Source organism: Lacinutrix neustonica (assembly GCF_026625145.1).
Taxonomy (GTDB): domain Bacteria; phylum Bacteroidota; class Bacteroidia; order Flavobacteriales; family Flavobacteriaceae; genus Lacinutrix; species Lacinutrix neustonica.
Genome location: NZ_CP113088.1, coordinates 3,723,912 through 3,739,754, shown reverse-complemented (window position 1 = coordinate 3,739,754; position 15,843 = coordinate 3,723,912). Strand labels below are relative to the sequence as shown.

At 33.7% G+C, this 15,843-nt stretch carries 13 protein-coding genes and 3 pseudogenes; 15 read left to right on the top strand and 1 reads right to left on the bottom strand.

Annotated features, from left to right (window positions below):
- Nucleotides 1-49: 49 nt before the first annotated feature.
- The 3 genes from smpB (at nt 50) to N7U66_RS20260 (ending at nt 3,160) form a co-directional block, all read left to right on the top strand.
- Nucleotides 50-505 (top strand): SsrA-binding protein SmpB, encoded by a 456-nt coding sequence (smpB, locus tag N7U66_RS20270; RefSeq protein WP_267676685.1) that lies wholly within the window; start codon nt 50-52, stop codon nt 503-505.
- A gap of 290 nt (nt 506-795) precedes the next feature.
- On the top strand, nt 796-1,143 hold the full coding sequence (locus N7U66_RS20265; RefSeq protein ID WP_267676684.1) for a carboxypeptidase-like regulatory domain-containing protein: 348 nt from the start codon (nt 796-798) through the stop codon (nt 1,141-1,143).
- A complete protein-coding gene (locus N7U66_RS20260) occupies nt 1,133-3,160 on the top strand; it encodes a DUF5686 family protein (protein ID WP_267676683.1) in 2,028 nt (675 codons plus the stop codon). The genes N7U66_RS20265 and N7U66_RS20260 overlap by 11 nt, the downstream gene beginning before the upstream one ends.
- Nucleotides 3,161-3,184: 24 nt before the next feature.
- On the opposite strand, the gene N7U66_RS20255 is transcribed toward N7U66_RS20260, so the two are convergent.
- Entirely contained in the window at nt 3,185-3,826 is a 642-nt protein-coding gene (locus tag N7U66_RS20255; RefSeq protein ID WP_267676682.1) for a protein-L-isoaspartate(D-aspartate) O-methyltransferase, read from the bottom strand.
- A 157-nt stretch (nt 3,827-3,983) separates the two neighbouring features.
- On the opposite strand from N7U66_RS20255, the gene N7U66_RS20250 reads away from it, so the two are divergent.
- The 12 genes and pseudogenes from N7U66_RS20250 (at nt 3,984) to N7U66_RS20195 (ending at nt 15,800) form a co-directional block, all read left to right on the top strand.
- Complete coding sequence (locus N7U66_RS20250; protein ID WP_267676681.1) at nt 3,984-4,943, top strand: Gfo/Idh/MocA family protein; 960 nt, start codon at nt 3,984-3,986, stop codon at nt 4,941-4,943.
- Nucleotides 4,944-5,065: 122 nt separating this feature from the next.
- Nucleotides 5,066-5,956, top strand: a complete 891-nt coding sequence (locus tag N7U66_RS20245) for a 3-hydroxybutyryl-CoA dehydrogenase (protein WP_267676680.1) — start codon at nt 5,066-5,068, stop codon at nt 5,954-5,956.
- Between the two features lie 112 nt (nt 5,957-6,068).
- Nucleotides 6,069-7,307, top strand: a pseudogene (locus N7U66_RS20240) (DUF1015 domain-containing protein).
- An 85-nt stretch (nt 7,308-7,392) separates the two neighbouring features.
- Nucleotides 7,393-8,280: a phospholipase D family protein gene (locus tag N7U66_RS20235; RefSeq protein WP_267676679.1), complete on the top strand. Its 888-nt coding sequence runs from the start codon at nt 7,393-7,395 to the stop codon at nt 8,278-8,280.
- On the top strand, nt 8,280-8,942 hold the full coding sequence (locus tag N7U66_RS20230) for a YggS family pyridoxal phosphate-dependent enzyme (protein ID WP_267676678.1): 663 nt from the start codon (nt 8,280-8,282) through the stop codon (nt 8,940-8,942). The genes N7U66_RS20235 and N7U66_RS20230 overlap by 1 nt, the downstream gene beginning before the upstream one ends.
- A gap of 371 nt (nt 8,943-9,313) precedes the next feature.
- Nucleotides 9,314-10,673 (top strand): annotated as a pseudogene (locus tag N7U66_RS20225) (exonuclease domain-containing protein).
- Complete coding sequence (locus N7U66_RS20220) at nt 10,673-11,449, top strand: DUF3857 domain-containing protein (protein WP_267676677.1); 777 nt, start codon at nt 10,673-10,675, stop codon at nt 11,447-11,449. The pseudogene N7U66_RS20225 and the gene N7U66_RS20220 overlap by 1 nt, the downstream one beginning before the upstream one ends.
- A gap of 103 nt (nt 11,450-11,552) precedes the next feature.
- Nucleotides 11,553-12,389, top strand: coding sequence for a transglutaminase domain-containing protein (locus tag N7U66_RS20215; RefSeq protein WP_267676676.1), 837 nt, complete (start codon nt 11,553-11,555; stop codon nt 12,387-12,389).
- Between the two features lies 1 nt (nt 12,390).
- Nucleotides 12,391-12,636 (top strand): hypothetical protein, encoded by a 246-nt coding sequence (locus N7U66_RS20210; RefSeq protein WP_267676675.1) that lies wholly within the window; start codon nt 12,391-12,393, stop codon nt 12,634-12,636.
- 28 nt (nt 12,637-12,664) lie between these two features.
- Nucleotides 12,665-13,519 (top strand): ion transporter, encoded by an 855-nt coding sequence (locus N7U66_RS20205; RefSeq protein ID WP_267676674.1) that lies wholly within the window; start codon nt 12,665-12,667, stop codon nt 13,517-13,519.
- A gap of 6 nt (nt 13,520-13,525) precedes the next feature.
- Nucleotides 13,526-14,441: pseudogene (gene miaA, locus N7U66_RS20200) on the top strand (tRNA (adenosine(37)-N6)-dimethylallyltransferase MiaA).
- A gap of 87 nt (nt 14,442-14,528) precedes the next feature.
- Nucleotides 14,529-15,800: a DUF2254 domain-containing protein gene (locus tag N7U66_RS20195; RefSeq protein ID WP_267676673.1), complete on the top strand. Its 1,272-nt coding sequence runs from the start codon at nt 14,529-14,531 to the stop codon at nt 15,798-15,800.
- Nucleotides 15,801-15,843: the final 43 nt, after the last annotated feature.

Genomic DNA, 15,843 nt, shown 5'->3' with positions numbered 1-15,843 from the left:
ATAGAGTGTTATTATTAAAATAATTCAAAATTATCTACCTTTGATACTTATGCAAAAAAAAATTAACATCCTCAATAAGAAAGCGAAATTCCAATACGAGATATTAGATAGCTATACGGCTGGAATTGTTTTAACTGGAACTGAAATTAAATCCATTCGTTCTAGTAAGGCTTCTATTGCTGAGAGTTTTTGTGAGTTTAATGCGAAAGGAGAGCTCTTTGTTATTAATATGACGGTTCAGGAATATTTGTATGGCAATATTTACAACCATGCACCAAAAGCAGAACGTAAGTTGTTACTCAATAAAAAGGAATTAAAAAAGCTAGAGCGCGAAGTTCAAAACACGGGGCTTACCATCATCCCAACGCGTTTGTATATTAATGACAAAGGCTATGCAAAACTTAATATCGCACTAGCAAAAGGTAAAAAACTTTACGATAAACGGGAAAGCATAAAAGATCGCGATAGTAAACGTGATTTAGATCGTATTAAGAAAAACTTTTAAAGTTTCAACAAAAAACCTCTTTAAAATAAAAGTATCTCTTTCATTTTTCTGCAATACAGTAAGAGTTTTGAAAATTTTATGATTGTTATAACAATAGCGACCATTAAATATTTCTAAGTTTGGTGAATAACAGGCAACCCTTGTACTACAAAATGCGTCTATTATAATACAACCAATAACCAACGAATGAAACAGATATTATCGTTAATAACAGCATCCTTTTTTTTACTTTTTCTTATGCTCAAATTAATGGGCAGATAAACGCATCAACCGGAGAAACACTTCCTTTTGTGAGTGTTTTTATTGATAACACCTATATAGGCACAACAACCAATGAAGAAGGTAATTATGCTTTAGACATCACTAAACCAGGAGACTACACGGTCGTTTTTCAATACTTGGGCTATAAAACACTACGAAAAAAAATTACCATCGATCGCTTTCCATTTCTCTTAAACACAACGTTAGTGGAAGAAGATATTTCGCTTCAAGAAGTGGTTATTAATTCTGAAGAAAATCCTGCCATACAAATTATAAGACATGCAATTGCTAAGCGTGTGGAGCATTTAGAGAAAACTGAAACGTATCTCGCCAATTTTTATTCTCGTGGGTTAATCAAAATTAAAGATGCCCCGTGAAAAAATATTGGGCCAAGAGGTTGGCGATTTAGGTGGCGGATTAGATTCCACAAGAAGTGGTATTATTTATTTATCTGAAACCATTTCTAAACTAGAACACCAAGCTCCAAATCGTTTAAAAGAAAAAATTATAGCCTCAAAAGTAAGTGGTAATGATAATGGGTTTAGCTTTAATAATGCGAGAGACGTGAATTATAACTTTTATGAGAATACTATTGATATCGAGGGCAAAGCAGTCTCTCCCATTGCTTCGAATGCCTTCAATTACTATCGGTACAAACTGGATGGCGTTTTTTACGATGACAAGGGCAACCTCATCAATAAAATTGAATTAACCCCAAAACGAAAGAATGACGCAGCCTTTAGTGGTTACATTTATATTGTAGAAGACCAATGGAATTTATATGCCGTTGATGTTAATATCACAGGCTTGCAAGTCCAAGTCCCGCCAATAGATTTATTTACAATTAAACAAACCTTCTCTTATTCGGAAACCGATAGGCTTTGGGCAAAAATCTCGCAGACTTTAGATTTTAGTCTCGCCATATTTGGTATTAAAGCCAATGGTCGTTTTACTGGGGTCTATAGTGACTATGATTTTAACCCCAAGTTAGAAGCACAAAAGGTGACCCGTGAAATTTTATCTTTCCAAGAGGATTCTAACAAAAAAGACTCCATCTACTGGGAAACAAAAAGACCAGTCCCCTTAACAAAAGAAGAAGTAATAGACTATGTAAAAAAAGACAGTATCCAATTAGTAAAAAATTCACAGCCCTACCTAGATTCTGTAGATCGAGCAAACAACAGCTTTAAATTAGGACATATTTTAGGTGGTTATAGCTATCAGAATTCCACAAAAAAAACACGATTTAATATCACATCTCCTATTTCACAACCCAGTTTTAATACCGTACAAGGTTTTAATGGTACTGTAGAATTAAATTACAGAAAACGTTACGACGAAAATTACGGACGACGTTTTTCTGCCAATACCAACCTTAATTATGGAGAAGCTGATGATAGGTTACGTGTGGATGGTTCCTTACGATATCAGTTTAACAACAAAACAAGACCTGTTTTAAGCCTTTACGGCGGAATAAAAACGGAACAATTTAATCCCGCTCTTAGTGATTTACCATTAATAAACTCCTTTTATTCACTGCTGGCCGAAAAGAATTTTTTAAAAATTTACGATAAATCTTATGCAAAAATCAACTATTCGCAAGAACTATTCAATGGTTTTCAGTTGTCTTCCGAGTTAAGTTATGAACGTAGAAAGGCCCTATTTAATAATACAGATCAAGCATGGAGTCCCAAAGCAGATCGGCAATATTCAAGTAATAATCCTTTAAACCCTGTAGCGAATAATACCGCGCCTTTTATCACCCATAATATTTTAAAACTAAAGGTAGGCACCCGTATTAATTTTGATCAGGATTATCTAAGTTATCCCAATGGAAAATTCAACATCCCTAGTAGCAAATATCCAACGCTGTATCTAGGCTATGAAAAAGGATTTGGTGCAACAACGAGCGATTATAACTTTGATGTATTCAAAGCCCGTTTATACCAAAGCCTATCGCTTGGTGCTAAAGGCCATTTTAAATATCTTACCAAAGCAGGTTTATTTATCAATGCAGATGAGATTGCTTTTATGGATTTCCATCATTTTAATGGAAATCAAACCAACATAACCACAGACGGTAATTATTTGGGGCGTTTTAAGAACCTTTCTTATTACGGGTTAAGTACTAATAATCAGTATACCGAAGTTCATTTGGAACATAGTTTTGATGGTTATATTCTAAATAAAATACCACTACTAAACAAGTTAAATTTCAACTTGGTAGTTGGTGCTAATTTGGCTGCAACACATACTAATAAGCCTTACAATGAGTTTTCAGTGGGAATAGACAATATTGGTTGGGGAAAACTACGCTTTTTAAGGGTCGATTATGTACGCTCCTACCAAAGTGGTTTTTTAAATGATGCCTTTATGTTTGGTTTTAGCTTTTAGAATGACTAGAAACGCAGCTTTAGACTAATTCTTATCCTCTAAAAGTGGCACAAAACGAAACTCTCCAAATTCTGTTTTTTCAAAAGACTTTATTCCCTTTCTAACAAAAAGGGTCATGGTTTGTACTTGGTCTCCCACGGGAATCACCAAGCGCCCACCAATCTCTAATTGCGCTAATAACGGCTTGGGTACAAAAGGTGCTCCAGCGGTAACAATAATACCTTTATACGGTGCTTCTTCCACTAAACCTTTATAACCATCACCAAAAATTAGCTTTTTAGCGCGGTACCCTAACTTGGGTAGAAATTGACTCGTTTTTTTAAACAGCTCTTGTTGTCTTTCTATACTATATACTTTAGCACCTAATTCGCATAACACTGCCGTTTGATATCCACTACCTGTACCAATTTCTAAAACCTTATCCCCTTTCTCTACTTGCAAGAGCTCCGTTTGAAAAGCAACGGTATAGGGCTGTGAAATCGTTTGATCTGCGGCAATAGGAAAGGCTTTGTCTTGATAAGCATGATCTAAAAACCCTGAATCCATAAATAAGTGACGGGGTATTTTCCCAATGGCTCTAAGCACATTTTCGTTGGTAATGCCTTTTGTTTTTAGTACATTAACTAATTGCTGCCGCATGCCTTTATGCTTAAAAGTGTCTTTCAAATTCTGAGAAGTTTAGTGCGATAAAATTAATGAAATGCTTTAAAGCTAAAAAGGAATATCTCAGATTTAATTTTTCACATAGAAACATATAAAAATTCATGTTAATTCATAAAAATCCTATGTTAAATATCTTATTTTTGTTGAAAACGTAATTTAAATGCTAAACGCTGGAGTTTTAGGTGCTGGACACCTTGGAAAGATTCACTTACGACTGCTTAACCAGTCAGAAAAATATAACCTTGTTGGCTTTTATGATGCTGACGATGAAAACGGCAAAAAGGTAGCCGCCGAATTTGGTTATACCTATTTCAATTCTATTGAGGCGCTCATTAATGCTGTTGATATGGTGGACATCGTCACCCCTACACTATCTCACTACGATTGTGCGAGACAAGCCATTGCTAAAGGCAAACATATTTTTATTGAAAAGCCCATTACCAACACTGTAGAAGAAGCAGAAACCTTAAGAGCACTAGTCGCAGAGTATGGTGTAAAAGGTCAAGTAGGTCATGTGGAGCGCTTTAACCCAGCATTTATTGCGGTTAAGGAACAATTGGACAGCCCTATGTTTATTGAATCGCACCGTTTGGCAGAATTTAATCCACGCGGTACAGACGTTCCTGTCGTACTAGATTTGATGATTCATGACATAGATATTATTTTAAGTGTAGTAAAATCTAAAGTCAAAAGTATTTCAGCAAGCGGTGTTTCGGTTATAAGTGATGCGCCTGATATTGCTAATGCACGTATAGAGTTTGTTAACGGTTGTGTTGCTAACTTAACGGCGAGTCGTATTTCTTTAAAGAACATGCGTAAAACCCGTTTCTTTCAAAAAGACGCTTACATCTCTGTAGATTTTTTAGAAAAAAAATGTGAAGTGGTAAAAATGAAAGACGCCCCTCAAAATCCTGGAGATTTTGACATGATTCTTCAAAATGCTGAAGGCATCAAAAAACAAATTTATTTTGATAATCCGGAGATTTCTGATAACAATGCGATTCTAGATGAATTAGAAACGTTTGCAGAGGCTATCAATTCAAACACAAAACCCATTGTGACCCTTCATGATGGCACGGAAGCGTTGCGTGTGGCAACCATGATCATTAATCAATTTTAAAATTAAATGAGCCGTGAACAGTTGCTATTTTTTGTATGAGCCATACAGCAATTGAAGATTAAATAATAAACATAATAATATAAGCGATTCCCTTATGCATGGGGATGAAAAATAAATTTTTAATGAAAAACGTAGCAGTAATTGGAGCAGGAACAATGGGTAATGGTATTGCCCATACCTTTGCACAATCAGGATTTAAAGTACAACTTATAGATATTAGCGAGGAGTCGTTAAAAAAAGGCATCGCCACTATTTCTAAAAATTTAGATAGAATGGTCGCCAAAGAAAATATCACAGAAGCTGATAAAGCAGAAACTTTAGGCAATATCACCACCTTTACCAGTATTAAAGAAGGTGTTGAATATGCTAGCTTAGTTGTAGAAGCGGCCACTGAAAACATTGATTTAAAACTTAACATTTTCAAGCAATTGGATGAAGCGTGTCCAAAAGACACCATCTTAGCAACAAATACTTCCTCGATCTCAATAACACAAATAGGTGCCGTAACGTCCCGACCAGATATGGTCATTGGCATGCATTTTATGAACCCGGTCCCTATTATGAAATTGGTAGAGATTATTCGTGGATACAATACCAGTGATGAAGTGACCAGCACCATTATGGAATTATCAAAAACTTTAGGAAAAACCCCTACTGAAGTTAATGATTACCCTGGTTTTGTGGCGAATCGGATTTTAATGCCAATGCTAAACGAATCTATAGAAACCTTATACAATGGCGTTGCGGGTGTTGAAGAAATTGATACCGTAATGAAATTAGGTATGGCACACCCTATGGGACCATTGCAATTAGCCGATTTTATTGGACTTGATGTGTGTTTGTCTATTTTAAACGTGATGTACGATGGCTTCAAAAACCCTAAATATGCGCCATGCCCCTTATTAGTTAATATGGTACGTGCTGGAAAATTAGGCGTGAAATCTGGAGAAGGCTTTTATGATTATTCAGAAAGTCGCAAAGCAGAGACCGTGGCGAAACAGTTTTTAAAGTAAACCGTGTTCAGAAATTTGTGAATCACAAAAATTAATTTCGAAATAATGTCTGTTACGATTTCAAGATGTATTAGCATATAATTACGGAACATTGAATAATGATGACTAAAATATGGCTAAAATAAAACCTTTTCGCGCCGTAAAACCAACTCGGGACAAAGTAAGTCTTGTGGCTTCGCGTTCCTACCGAGTTATACGCAAGCAGAACGCGAGGCACGATTAAATTACAATCCATTCTCCTTTTTACATATTGTCAACCCTGGTTATAAATACGACAAGGAGATTTCCGGTGAAGCGCGTTATCAATTGGTTAAAAACCGCTATCAGGAATTTAAAGAAGACAGTATTTTTGCTCAAGATGAAAATCCCAGCTATTATATTTATAAAATTGTAGATCGGGATTATCAGGTCTTTAATGGAATTGTTGCTGCTGCCAGTGTTGAAGATTATGAAAACAATATCATTAAAAAACACGAAGACACCATTTCAAGCCGCGAGATTGTATTTAAAGATTATCTCAAAACGGTTGGTTTTAATGCAGAACCGGTACTCCTAACCTATCCCGAAAATGATACCGTTTCAAACATTTTAATAGAAACACAAAAACAACGCGCAGAATTTGAATTTACGACCACGTATAGAGACACGCACTATTTATGGCCCATTGATAAAACCGAAGATATTAAAGCAATAACCGAAGCGTTTGGTAAAATGGAGACCCTTTATATTGCCGATGGTCACCACAGATCTTCATCATCACAATTGTTGTGTGCCGATTTAAGAGCTGAAAACAAAAACCATAACGGGAGTGAAAGCTATAATTACTTTATGAGCTATCTCATTTGTGAATCGGAATTAAGAATTCATGAGTTTAATCGATTGATTAAAGATTTAAACGGATTGACAAAGGAGGAGTTTCTTATTAAATTAGACACCGTCTTTCGTATAGAGAATCGGGGCATCATGCCCTATAAGCCAACAAAACAACATCACTTTAGCATGTATCTCGGAGGGTGAGTTTTATTCGTTGTATTTACGTAAAACCACTTATGAATTTAAAACGTCTTTAGATGCCTTAGATGCAGAACTGCTTTATCAAACCATTTTAAAACCCATTCCGGGCATCATCGATTTACGTCATGATACACGCATTAGTTATCTTAGTGGTAAAAAAGACATTGTTAATTTAAAAAGTGCCATAGATAGCGGTACTTATAAAGTTGGTTTTGGTATGATTCCTGCAACCATAGAACAAATGAAACAGATTGCAGATGATGGCTTAAAAATGCCTCCTAAAAGCACGTATATTGAACCAAAGTTGAGAAGTGGGGTCACTATTTATGAGTTTTAAATATTTTCGAAATTCGTAAATAAATAAAATAATATTTTCCTTCACTATTAAACGAAAAATCTTATAAAAAAATTGAGACGAAATAATGGCGAAATTTTTAACTACAACAGCAAATTCTTACCACATAGAAGACATTATTCTTAATGCTCAAGATACAATAACCTTAGTTACACCATATCTCAAGTTAAGTCAAAATTTAATTGATAGAATTAAAGATGCTGACAGGAAAGACATTAAAATAATATTAATATATGGTAAAGATGAATTGAAAGAAAGTCAACAAAAAGTCTTATACTCCTTAAATAACATAGACATTTATTACTTTCATAACCTGCATGCTAAATGCTATTACAACGAGACTAACATGATTGTTACATCGATGAATTTATATGAGTTCTCGGAGAAAAACAATAGAGAAATGGGAATTTTATTGGATTCAAATTTGGACAGAGATTTATTTCTTGATGCTAAAAACGAAGTTCATTCCATTATTAACAATTCTCAAAATATTTTAAATAAAAATAATTCAAAATCTGAAACAATTGAGAATGCTTATGAGTTAGATTATGATGAATTTGAAAAAATAAAGAATCTGAAATTAACTGAAAATTTAAAAGAAGCCTATTCCGAATTTAAAGTTAAAACTGAAAATGATAAAATTGAAATTGAGAACTTTCCGCTAAAAGGAATAAATCTTGAAATTAATGGAAGAATAGATTTCATTTTTAACGATAACTCATTTTACAGAGACGTAAAAAAACATACTTCAAATAAAATTAATAACTTACCTGAAAGATATTTTTGGAATAGATTGCAAATAAATGCATATCCTGAAAAAAACTTCATAATTGAATACTCCAATAATGGCGTGAACAAATCAATTACAAAAGACTTATCAATCATTAAATCAGTTTACACAATTTTAAATCACACATTTGATTTGAGTTCAAACTGTATTACAATACGCAAATAATGAGCCTAAAACAAAACCTAGAGAACATAAAATCTCAATTACCAAAACACGTGACACTCGTCGCCGTTTCGAAAACCAAACCAGTAAAAGACTTAATGGAAATTTACGAGGCTGGTCAGCGCATTTTTGGAGAAAACAAGATTCAAGAAATGGCTGAGAAATATGACACCATGCCCAAAGATATTGAATGGCACATGATTGGTCATGTTCAAACCAACAAAGTGAAATACATGGCGCCTTTTGTGAGTTTAATTCATGGTGTAGAGCGTTTTAAAGTGTTAAAAGAAATTAATAAACAGGCCTTAAAAAATGACAGAGTGATTGAGTGCCTATTGCAAATAAAAATTGCGGAAGAAGATTCTAAATTTGGAATGTCACCTCAGGAGGCTTCTACTATTTTACAATCTAAAGAATTTTCGTCGTTAAAAAACGTAAAAGTAACGGGTGTTATGGGAATGGCCACTTTTACTGATAACAACTCCCAAGTCTCTCAAGAATTTAAACGCTTAAAAACAGTTTTTGAGGAATTAAAGCTACTTAATGCTCATAATTGCCAGTTAGAAATCGTTTCAATGGGTATGAGTGGTGATTATAAATTGGCTATTGATTGTGGTAGCACTATGGTTCGAATAGGAAGTAGTATCTTTGGCGATAGAAACTAATAGTGAAGTGCTAAAAACAAATAATTCCATGTTATGGAAGTATTCGGTTTAAAGAATAAAAATGGGGCTTTTGCGTGAAGGAGAGATAAAATTGTTACTTTTTAAACTGCAGATATAGAAAAAATAAAATTTGCCCCTCAATCAAAGATTTTATTAGTAAAATGAGCGTGGCTCTAAAACACGATAATGAAAGGAATTGATGGCATTCTTTACAGATATGTTGACCATCATTTAGACAAAGAGACTTGTAAAAACGCATATTTTAACTAATCGCAAAATTAATTCAGTTCTTAGTTTTTACTATAAATACTATGAAACCATAGAATAAGTAACTTTTAGTTTTTAATTATTAACTTTAAACTTTTTAGCATATTTACGCAATTATAGACATAGAAACCACAGGTGGTAAGTATAATGAAGAAGGCATAACAGAAATTGCAATTTATAAGTATGATGGACATGAAGTTGTCGATCAGTTTATTAGTTTGGTTAACCCGAACGGGACATTCAACCCTTCGTAGTAAACTTAACAGGCATCAATAGTCACATGCTTCGCAATGCACCAAAATTCTATGAAGTCGCCAAACGTATCGTTGAAATTACAGAAGATTGTATCTTGGTCGCTCACAATGCACAATTTGACAACCGCATTCTACGTACCGAGTTTAAACGTTTAGGCTTTGAATTTGAAAAGGAAACCTTGTGTACTGTCGAACTTTCAAAAGCCTTAATTCCGATTTACCCTCCTATAGCTTGGGGAAGTTAGTGCGCTCACTAGGCATTCCTGTGACCGATAGGCATCGTGCCTCTGGTGACGCATTAGCAACGGTAAAGCTTTTTAAGTTATTACTTTCTAAAGACACCGGTAAAAGTATCATTCAGGAATCCATAAGAAAAACCCCGAAGCTTCATTTAGAACCCAAACTCGTTGATATTATTGCCGAAACCCCATCAATTACTGGTGTGTATTATATTCATAATGCCGATGGCACTATTATTTATATTGGGAAAAGTAAAAATATAAAAAAGCGTGTCAACCAGCATTTTACTGGTACCGATACCAAGTCTAAAAAAATTCAATTACAAGTAGCTGCTGTAACGTATGAAGCCACAGGAAGTGAATTAGTGGCACTTTTAAAAGAATGCGAAGAAATAAAACGCAACAAACCCGGACACAACCGTACTTTGAAAAAAGCTATTTTCTCACATGGACTTTATAGTTCTGTAGATAATAATGGTTACATCAATTTAAATCTTGAAATTGCCGATGGAAGAAGAAAAGCTATCACCACATTTAATAACAGACAAAGTGGTAAAGATTTTCTAAATCATGCTGTAGAAACATTTGGCTTATGCTTAAAACTTACCGGCTTAGAAAAAACCCGGAGCAGCTGTTTTAAATATGACATAAAAGAATGTGAAGGGGCCTGTATGAATGAAGAAAATACAGAGTTATATAATAACCGGGTTAATCAATTCCTCAATAAATACAGCTACCAAAAGCAAAACATGCTTATTATAGATCGTGGTCGAGAAGTCGATGAGCGCAGTGCAATTCTTATAAAAGACGGAGTGTTTAAAGGTTTTGGTTTTTATAACTTAAATTACCGGATTAATAATATTAAAATCTTAGAATCTATAATTACACCCATAGAAAACAATAGAGATACGCAACATATCATCCAAAGTTATCTTCGGAAAAATAAAAGACTAAAAATCATACAATTATAATGAAAACATACCTTGTGCTAATCACACTCTTTTTAACCTACCTAAGCTTCAGTCAAGACACATTCAATGCTGATACCTATGCCGTTACAAAAGGTGATTTGGAAACTACAATTTTCGAAAAAGATAGTACCGCCAATGCTGTCGTTTTATATGAATACGGTAATAGCTACATTGAAGATACTAGCTTTGATCTCATTTTTAATAAAAAAGTAAAACTGAAAATTTTAAATAGAAAGGGATTTGATAAAGCTACTATTTCTATTTTTCTTTATAAAAATAATTCTAAAAAGGAACGTGTTGAAGACATTATAGCAACCACTTACAATAATGATAATGGAGAAAACACACAAACTAAGCTAACAAAAGATCAAATTTTCGAAGAGCGTTATAACGACAATTATACCATTGTGAAATTTACTATGCCAAATGTAAAAGAAGGCTCTGTTATAACATACAGCTATAAGGTAATCTCTCCTTTCATTTACAAATACAAATCATGGCGTTTTCAAGAAGACATTCCAAAACTTTACAGTGAATACAAGACGAGTATACCTGCAAATTATGAATATAATATAAAGCTAGTTGGTGAATTAAAATTAATAATAAATGAAAGCGATATAAAAAAGAAATGTGTAGATGGTGGCAATGGCGCTTATGCAGGTTGTTCTTTAGCGAGATACGCGATAAAGGACATACCCGCATTTATTGATGAAGATCATATGACAACCAGGAGACAACTATTTATCTCGCATAGAATACGAACTCAAAACAATTAAAGGCTTTGATGGGTTAGTAACAAACATTACAAAATCATGGAAGACAACAGATAAAGAACTCAAATATGATGATAATATTGGTAAACAATTAAAGAAAAGAGCATTGGTAAAAAATGTACTGAGTCCTAAAATATCTAACCTCAAAAACCCTTTAGAGAAAGCAAAAGCCATCTATAATTTTGTTCAAAATAACTATACTTGGAATGAAACATATGACATTTATAACGATGTTTCAATAAAGAATCTTATAAAGTCTAAATCTGGAAATGTTTCAGAAATTAATTTTTTACTTTACAATTTGCTGAATGAACATGATATCGAAGTTACACCCATATTAGCATCGACAAGAAATAATGGATTTCCAACAAAAATATACCCTGTGATTTCCGACTTTAATTATGTTTTAATTCAGGCCTCTATAGATGGTAAGGACTATCAATTAGACGCAACCGACCCCTATTTAACTTTTGGTCAAGTTCCTTTTAGAGCGCTTAATCAATATGGAAGACTACTTGATTTTGAAGATGGAAGCTATTGGGTTGATATTAAACCCACTGCTAAATCCTCAAAAATCTACCGTATAGAACTAAACTTAGATAATGAAGGTCTGTTCTCTGGTCATTTAGATTATCAAACTAGTGGCTATCATTCTATATCTAAAAAATCAAGTTATTTTACTAATCCTTTAGAATATAAAAAAAACTACGAAGCTTCTCTTATAGGTGTTCATATAGAGCGTCATGACGTTATTATAGAAAATAAAAGTACCAGCCAGTTTTTAGATAAAATTGATTTTGATTTGGAGACAGAACTTATACAAGATGAATATTATATCAATCCGTTTTTGTCTACCTTTTTCGATAATAATCCACTAAAGCTACAAACGCGTTCTTATCCTATAGATTTTGGTTACCCGAGACACCTATTTTTATTCATATAAATTGAGTTTTGATCCTGATACTTATGAAATTATTGAACTTCCATCAAGTGTCTCTTACAAATTACCAGGCGGTACAGGTACATTAATTTTTAATACAACACAAAACACAGACCATGCAATGGTTTTTCTTAAATTTGATTTTACAGAAGCTATTTATAATTCAAATTTGTATCCTTACTTAAAAGAGTATTTCAATAGAATTGTTGAGATACAAAAAAACTCATTAATTGTATTAAAGAAAAAATAACTTATCTATATTTAGTATTTTAGAAAGCATGAACAGCGATAAAAACAGAGATTGGAAAAATAAACTACATGAAATTATTTATGAGGCAGATACGCCTGTTGGTAAATTATTTGATGTGGTACTTCTAATTTTTATTCTTGCCAGTATTCTGTTGGTGATGCTTGAAAGTGTTAACTGGATTGATGCACGATATCATTATTGGTTAAATCTTGGCGAATGGATAGTCACCATTCTATTTACTTTCGAATATATTGCCCGAATAATCACGGTTAAAAAGCCTTTAAAATATATTTTTAGTTTTTATGGCATTGTCGATTTCTTATCTACAATACCAAAATATTTATCGTTAATATTCATGGGAACTCATGCCCTTGTGGCATTGAGAGCCTTACGTTTATTGCGTGTTTTTAGAATCTTGAAGTTGGCACGTTACCTAGGCGCCTCTAACCAATTGGCAAGCGCCATCAAAGCCAGTCGTGCAAAAATATCGGTATTTTTATTTGCCGTTATCATTGCGGCAATCATTTTTGGGACATTAATGTACTTAATAGAAGGTGAAGAGAATGGTTTTACTAACATTCCTAAAAGTGTCTATTGGTGTATTGTAACATTAACAACAGTTGGATTTGGAGATATTGCACCTCAAACTCCTTTGGGTCAATTTTTAGCATCGATTATCATGGTCATGGGTTACGGAATTATTGCTGTACCCACAGGTATCGTGTCTGCCGAGTATACGAGAAGCGCAAGTGATCGTGAAAAGAAAAAAGAGCCGGAAAAACCACAACTTAATACACAATCCTGTCAAAATTGTTTAGTTGGAAACCACAGAGATCATGCAGAATATTGTTATAACTGTGGCCACAATTTACATCTAGAATAATTATTTTTGAATACGGCTAATAAATACCTGATATCTGTAGTAGGACCAACCGCTATTGGGAAAACCAATTTGGCCATTAAATTGGCCCAACATTTTAATACTGAAGTAATTTCAGCAGACTCCGAGACAATTTTATAAAGAAATGCACATTGGAACGGCAGCTCCAAGCCGAGAAGAATTAGCTCAAGCAAGACATCATTTCATTCAACATAAATCTATTGCAGAGGAATACAATGTGGGTACGTTTGAAAAAGAAGCCCTTGAAATAATAACGCAACTACATAAAAAACATAATAGTGTTATTTTGGTTGGCGGTTCCGGCTTATATGTTGACGCGGTAACCCAAGGCCTAGATTACTTTCCTAAGGTAGATAAAAACATTAGACTACAGCTCAATCTCGATTTAGAAATAAAAGGTTTAGAGGTCCTTCAGATGCAACTCAAACAATTAGATCCTGCAGCTTACAGTTCAATAGCATTAAATAATCCACAACGGGTTATTCGAGCGCTTGAAATTTGCATTGGTACCAACCTACCGTATTCTTCCTTTTTAAATAAAGCTAAAAATAATAGAGCTTTTAAAACAATAACCGTTGGATTAACGGCAGAGCGCTCAATGATTTATAATCGTATTGAAAAACGAGTTGATTTAATGATGGCAGCAGGCCAACTACAAGAAGCTAAATCGTTATACAATAGAAGAGATCTCAATGCTTTAAACACTGTAGGCTACAAAGAGCTCTTCAGTTATTTTGATGGTGATTGGCCCCTTGATTTCGCCGTTTCTGAAATAAAAAAAAACACCGGACGCTTTGCTAAGCGTCAACTCACATGGTTTAAACGTAACGAAAACACCTTTTGGTTTGATTATAACTCTTCAATAGAAAAAATTATTGAAAAAATTGAAGAACATATCGATTAACCTTTCATTTTTATCAAATAAAGTGAAATTTGGATTAAAATATTATACCTAAACTATCTTATCTTTAAGGTGGTAAAAACCAACGCTATGAAAGACAAAGGGCTTTTCTTATTAAGAAAACTATACAGACTAACAGATAACATTGCTTTTTACCCTTCACTTTTAGCGGTGTTGGGTTTCATTTTCACATACATCATGATCTATCTTGAAGAAAAAGGGATCTCTAAGTATCTTTTAGAAACGTTTCCTGCTTTGGTTATTAACAATACAGAAACGGCACGAAGCCTCTTAACCACTTTTATTGGAGGTTTAATATCAATCATGGTTTTTAGTTTTTCTATGGTAATGATCTTGTTAAATCAAGCCTCCAGCAACTTCTCCCCGAGATTATTGCCAGGGCTAATTAGTAACAGAAGACATCAAGTCATCTTGGGCTTCTATATTGCAACCATACTTTATTGCATCTTTATTTTAGTTTACATAGAACCCAATGGGGACAAATATCAACTACCGGGCTTTGCTGTATTATTTGCTATACTTTTTATGGTGAATTGCCTGGCGGCTTTTATTTATTTTATCCATTCTATTTCTCAGGAAATCCAGATTAATAATATTATGGATAAGATTTTTAATATCTCGAAGCGTAGAATGTTATATTTAATTGATCATGAAAAGTATAGTGAAGATGATTTTCCTGATACAAAAAACTGGCACAAATACAACTCTGAAAAATCCGGCTATTTGCAAAATGTGTCTTTAGAAAATATTGCCAAAATCGCGAAAGCACAAGACACTAAAATTGATGTTGTCGTTATCAAAGGCTTGTTCATTTCAGAGAAAAACACCCTTTTCACAAGTGAAACCGCGTTAGACGACGACACGATTAAAAAAATTACGGAGCACTTCGATTTTTCTAAAAGTGAACTTATTGAAGACAACTACGTTTTAGCCTTTAAACAAATTACTGAAGTCGCTGTTAAAGCTATGTCTCCTGGTATTAATGATCCGGGAACAGCTTTAAATGCCATTGATTATTTATCTCAGTTATTTTCTCTACGCATACAAAAAAACGATAAAAGCCAGGCGTATATAGACGACATACCTTACGTCTCTGTGGCCACTGTAAATTTCAAAGTTTTAATTTTTCAGGTGATGGCAGAATTAAGAACCTATTGCAAACATGACGTGGTTATTGTAGAAAAGCTCTTGATTATGTTGTATCATTTAAAAGGCATCGTTAAAGTTGACAATAAAAAATACCTAGAGATTATAAATGATGAAATTGAAAGTTTAATTGTGGATGCAGAGAAAGCCATTACCAATGTTCGCGATTTAGAATACGTCAAATCTATATATTAAATAAAAAAAGCCACAGTGAAACCGCGGCTTTAATAACATTTTA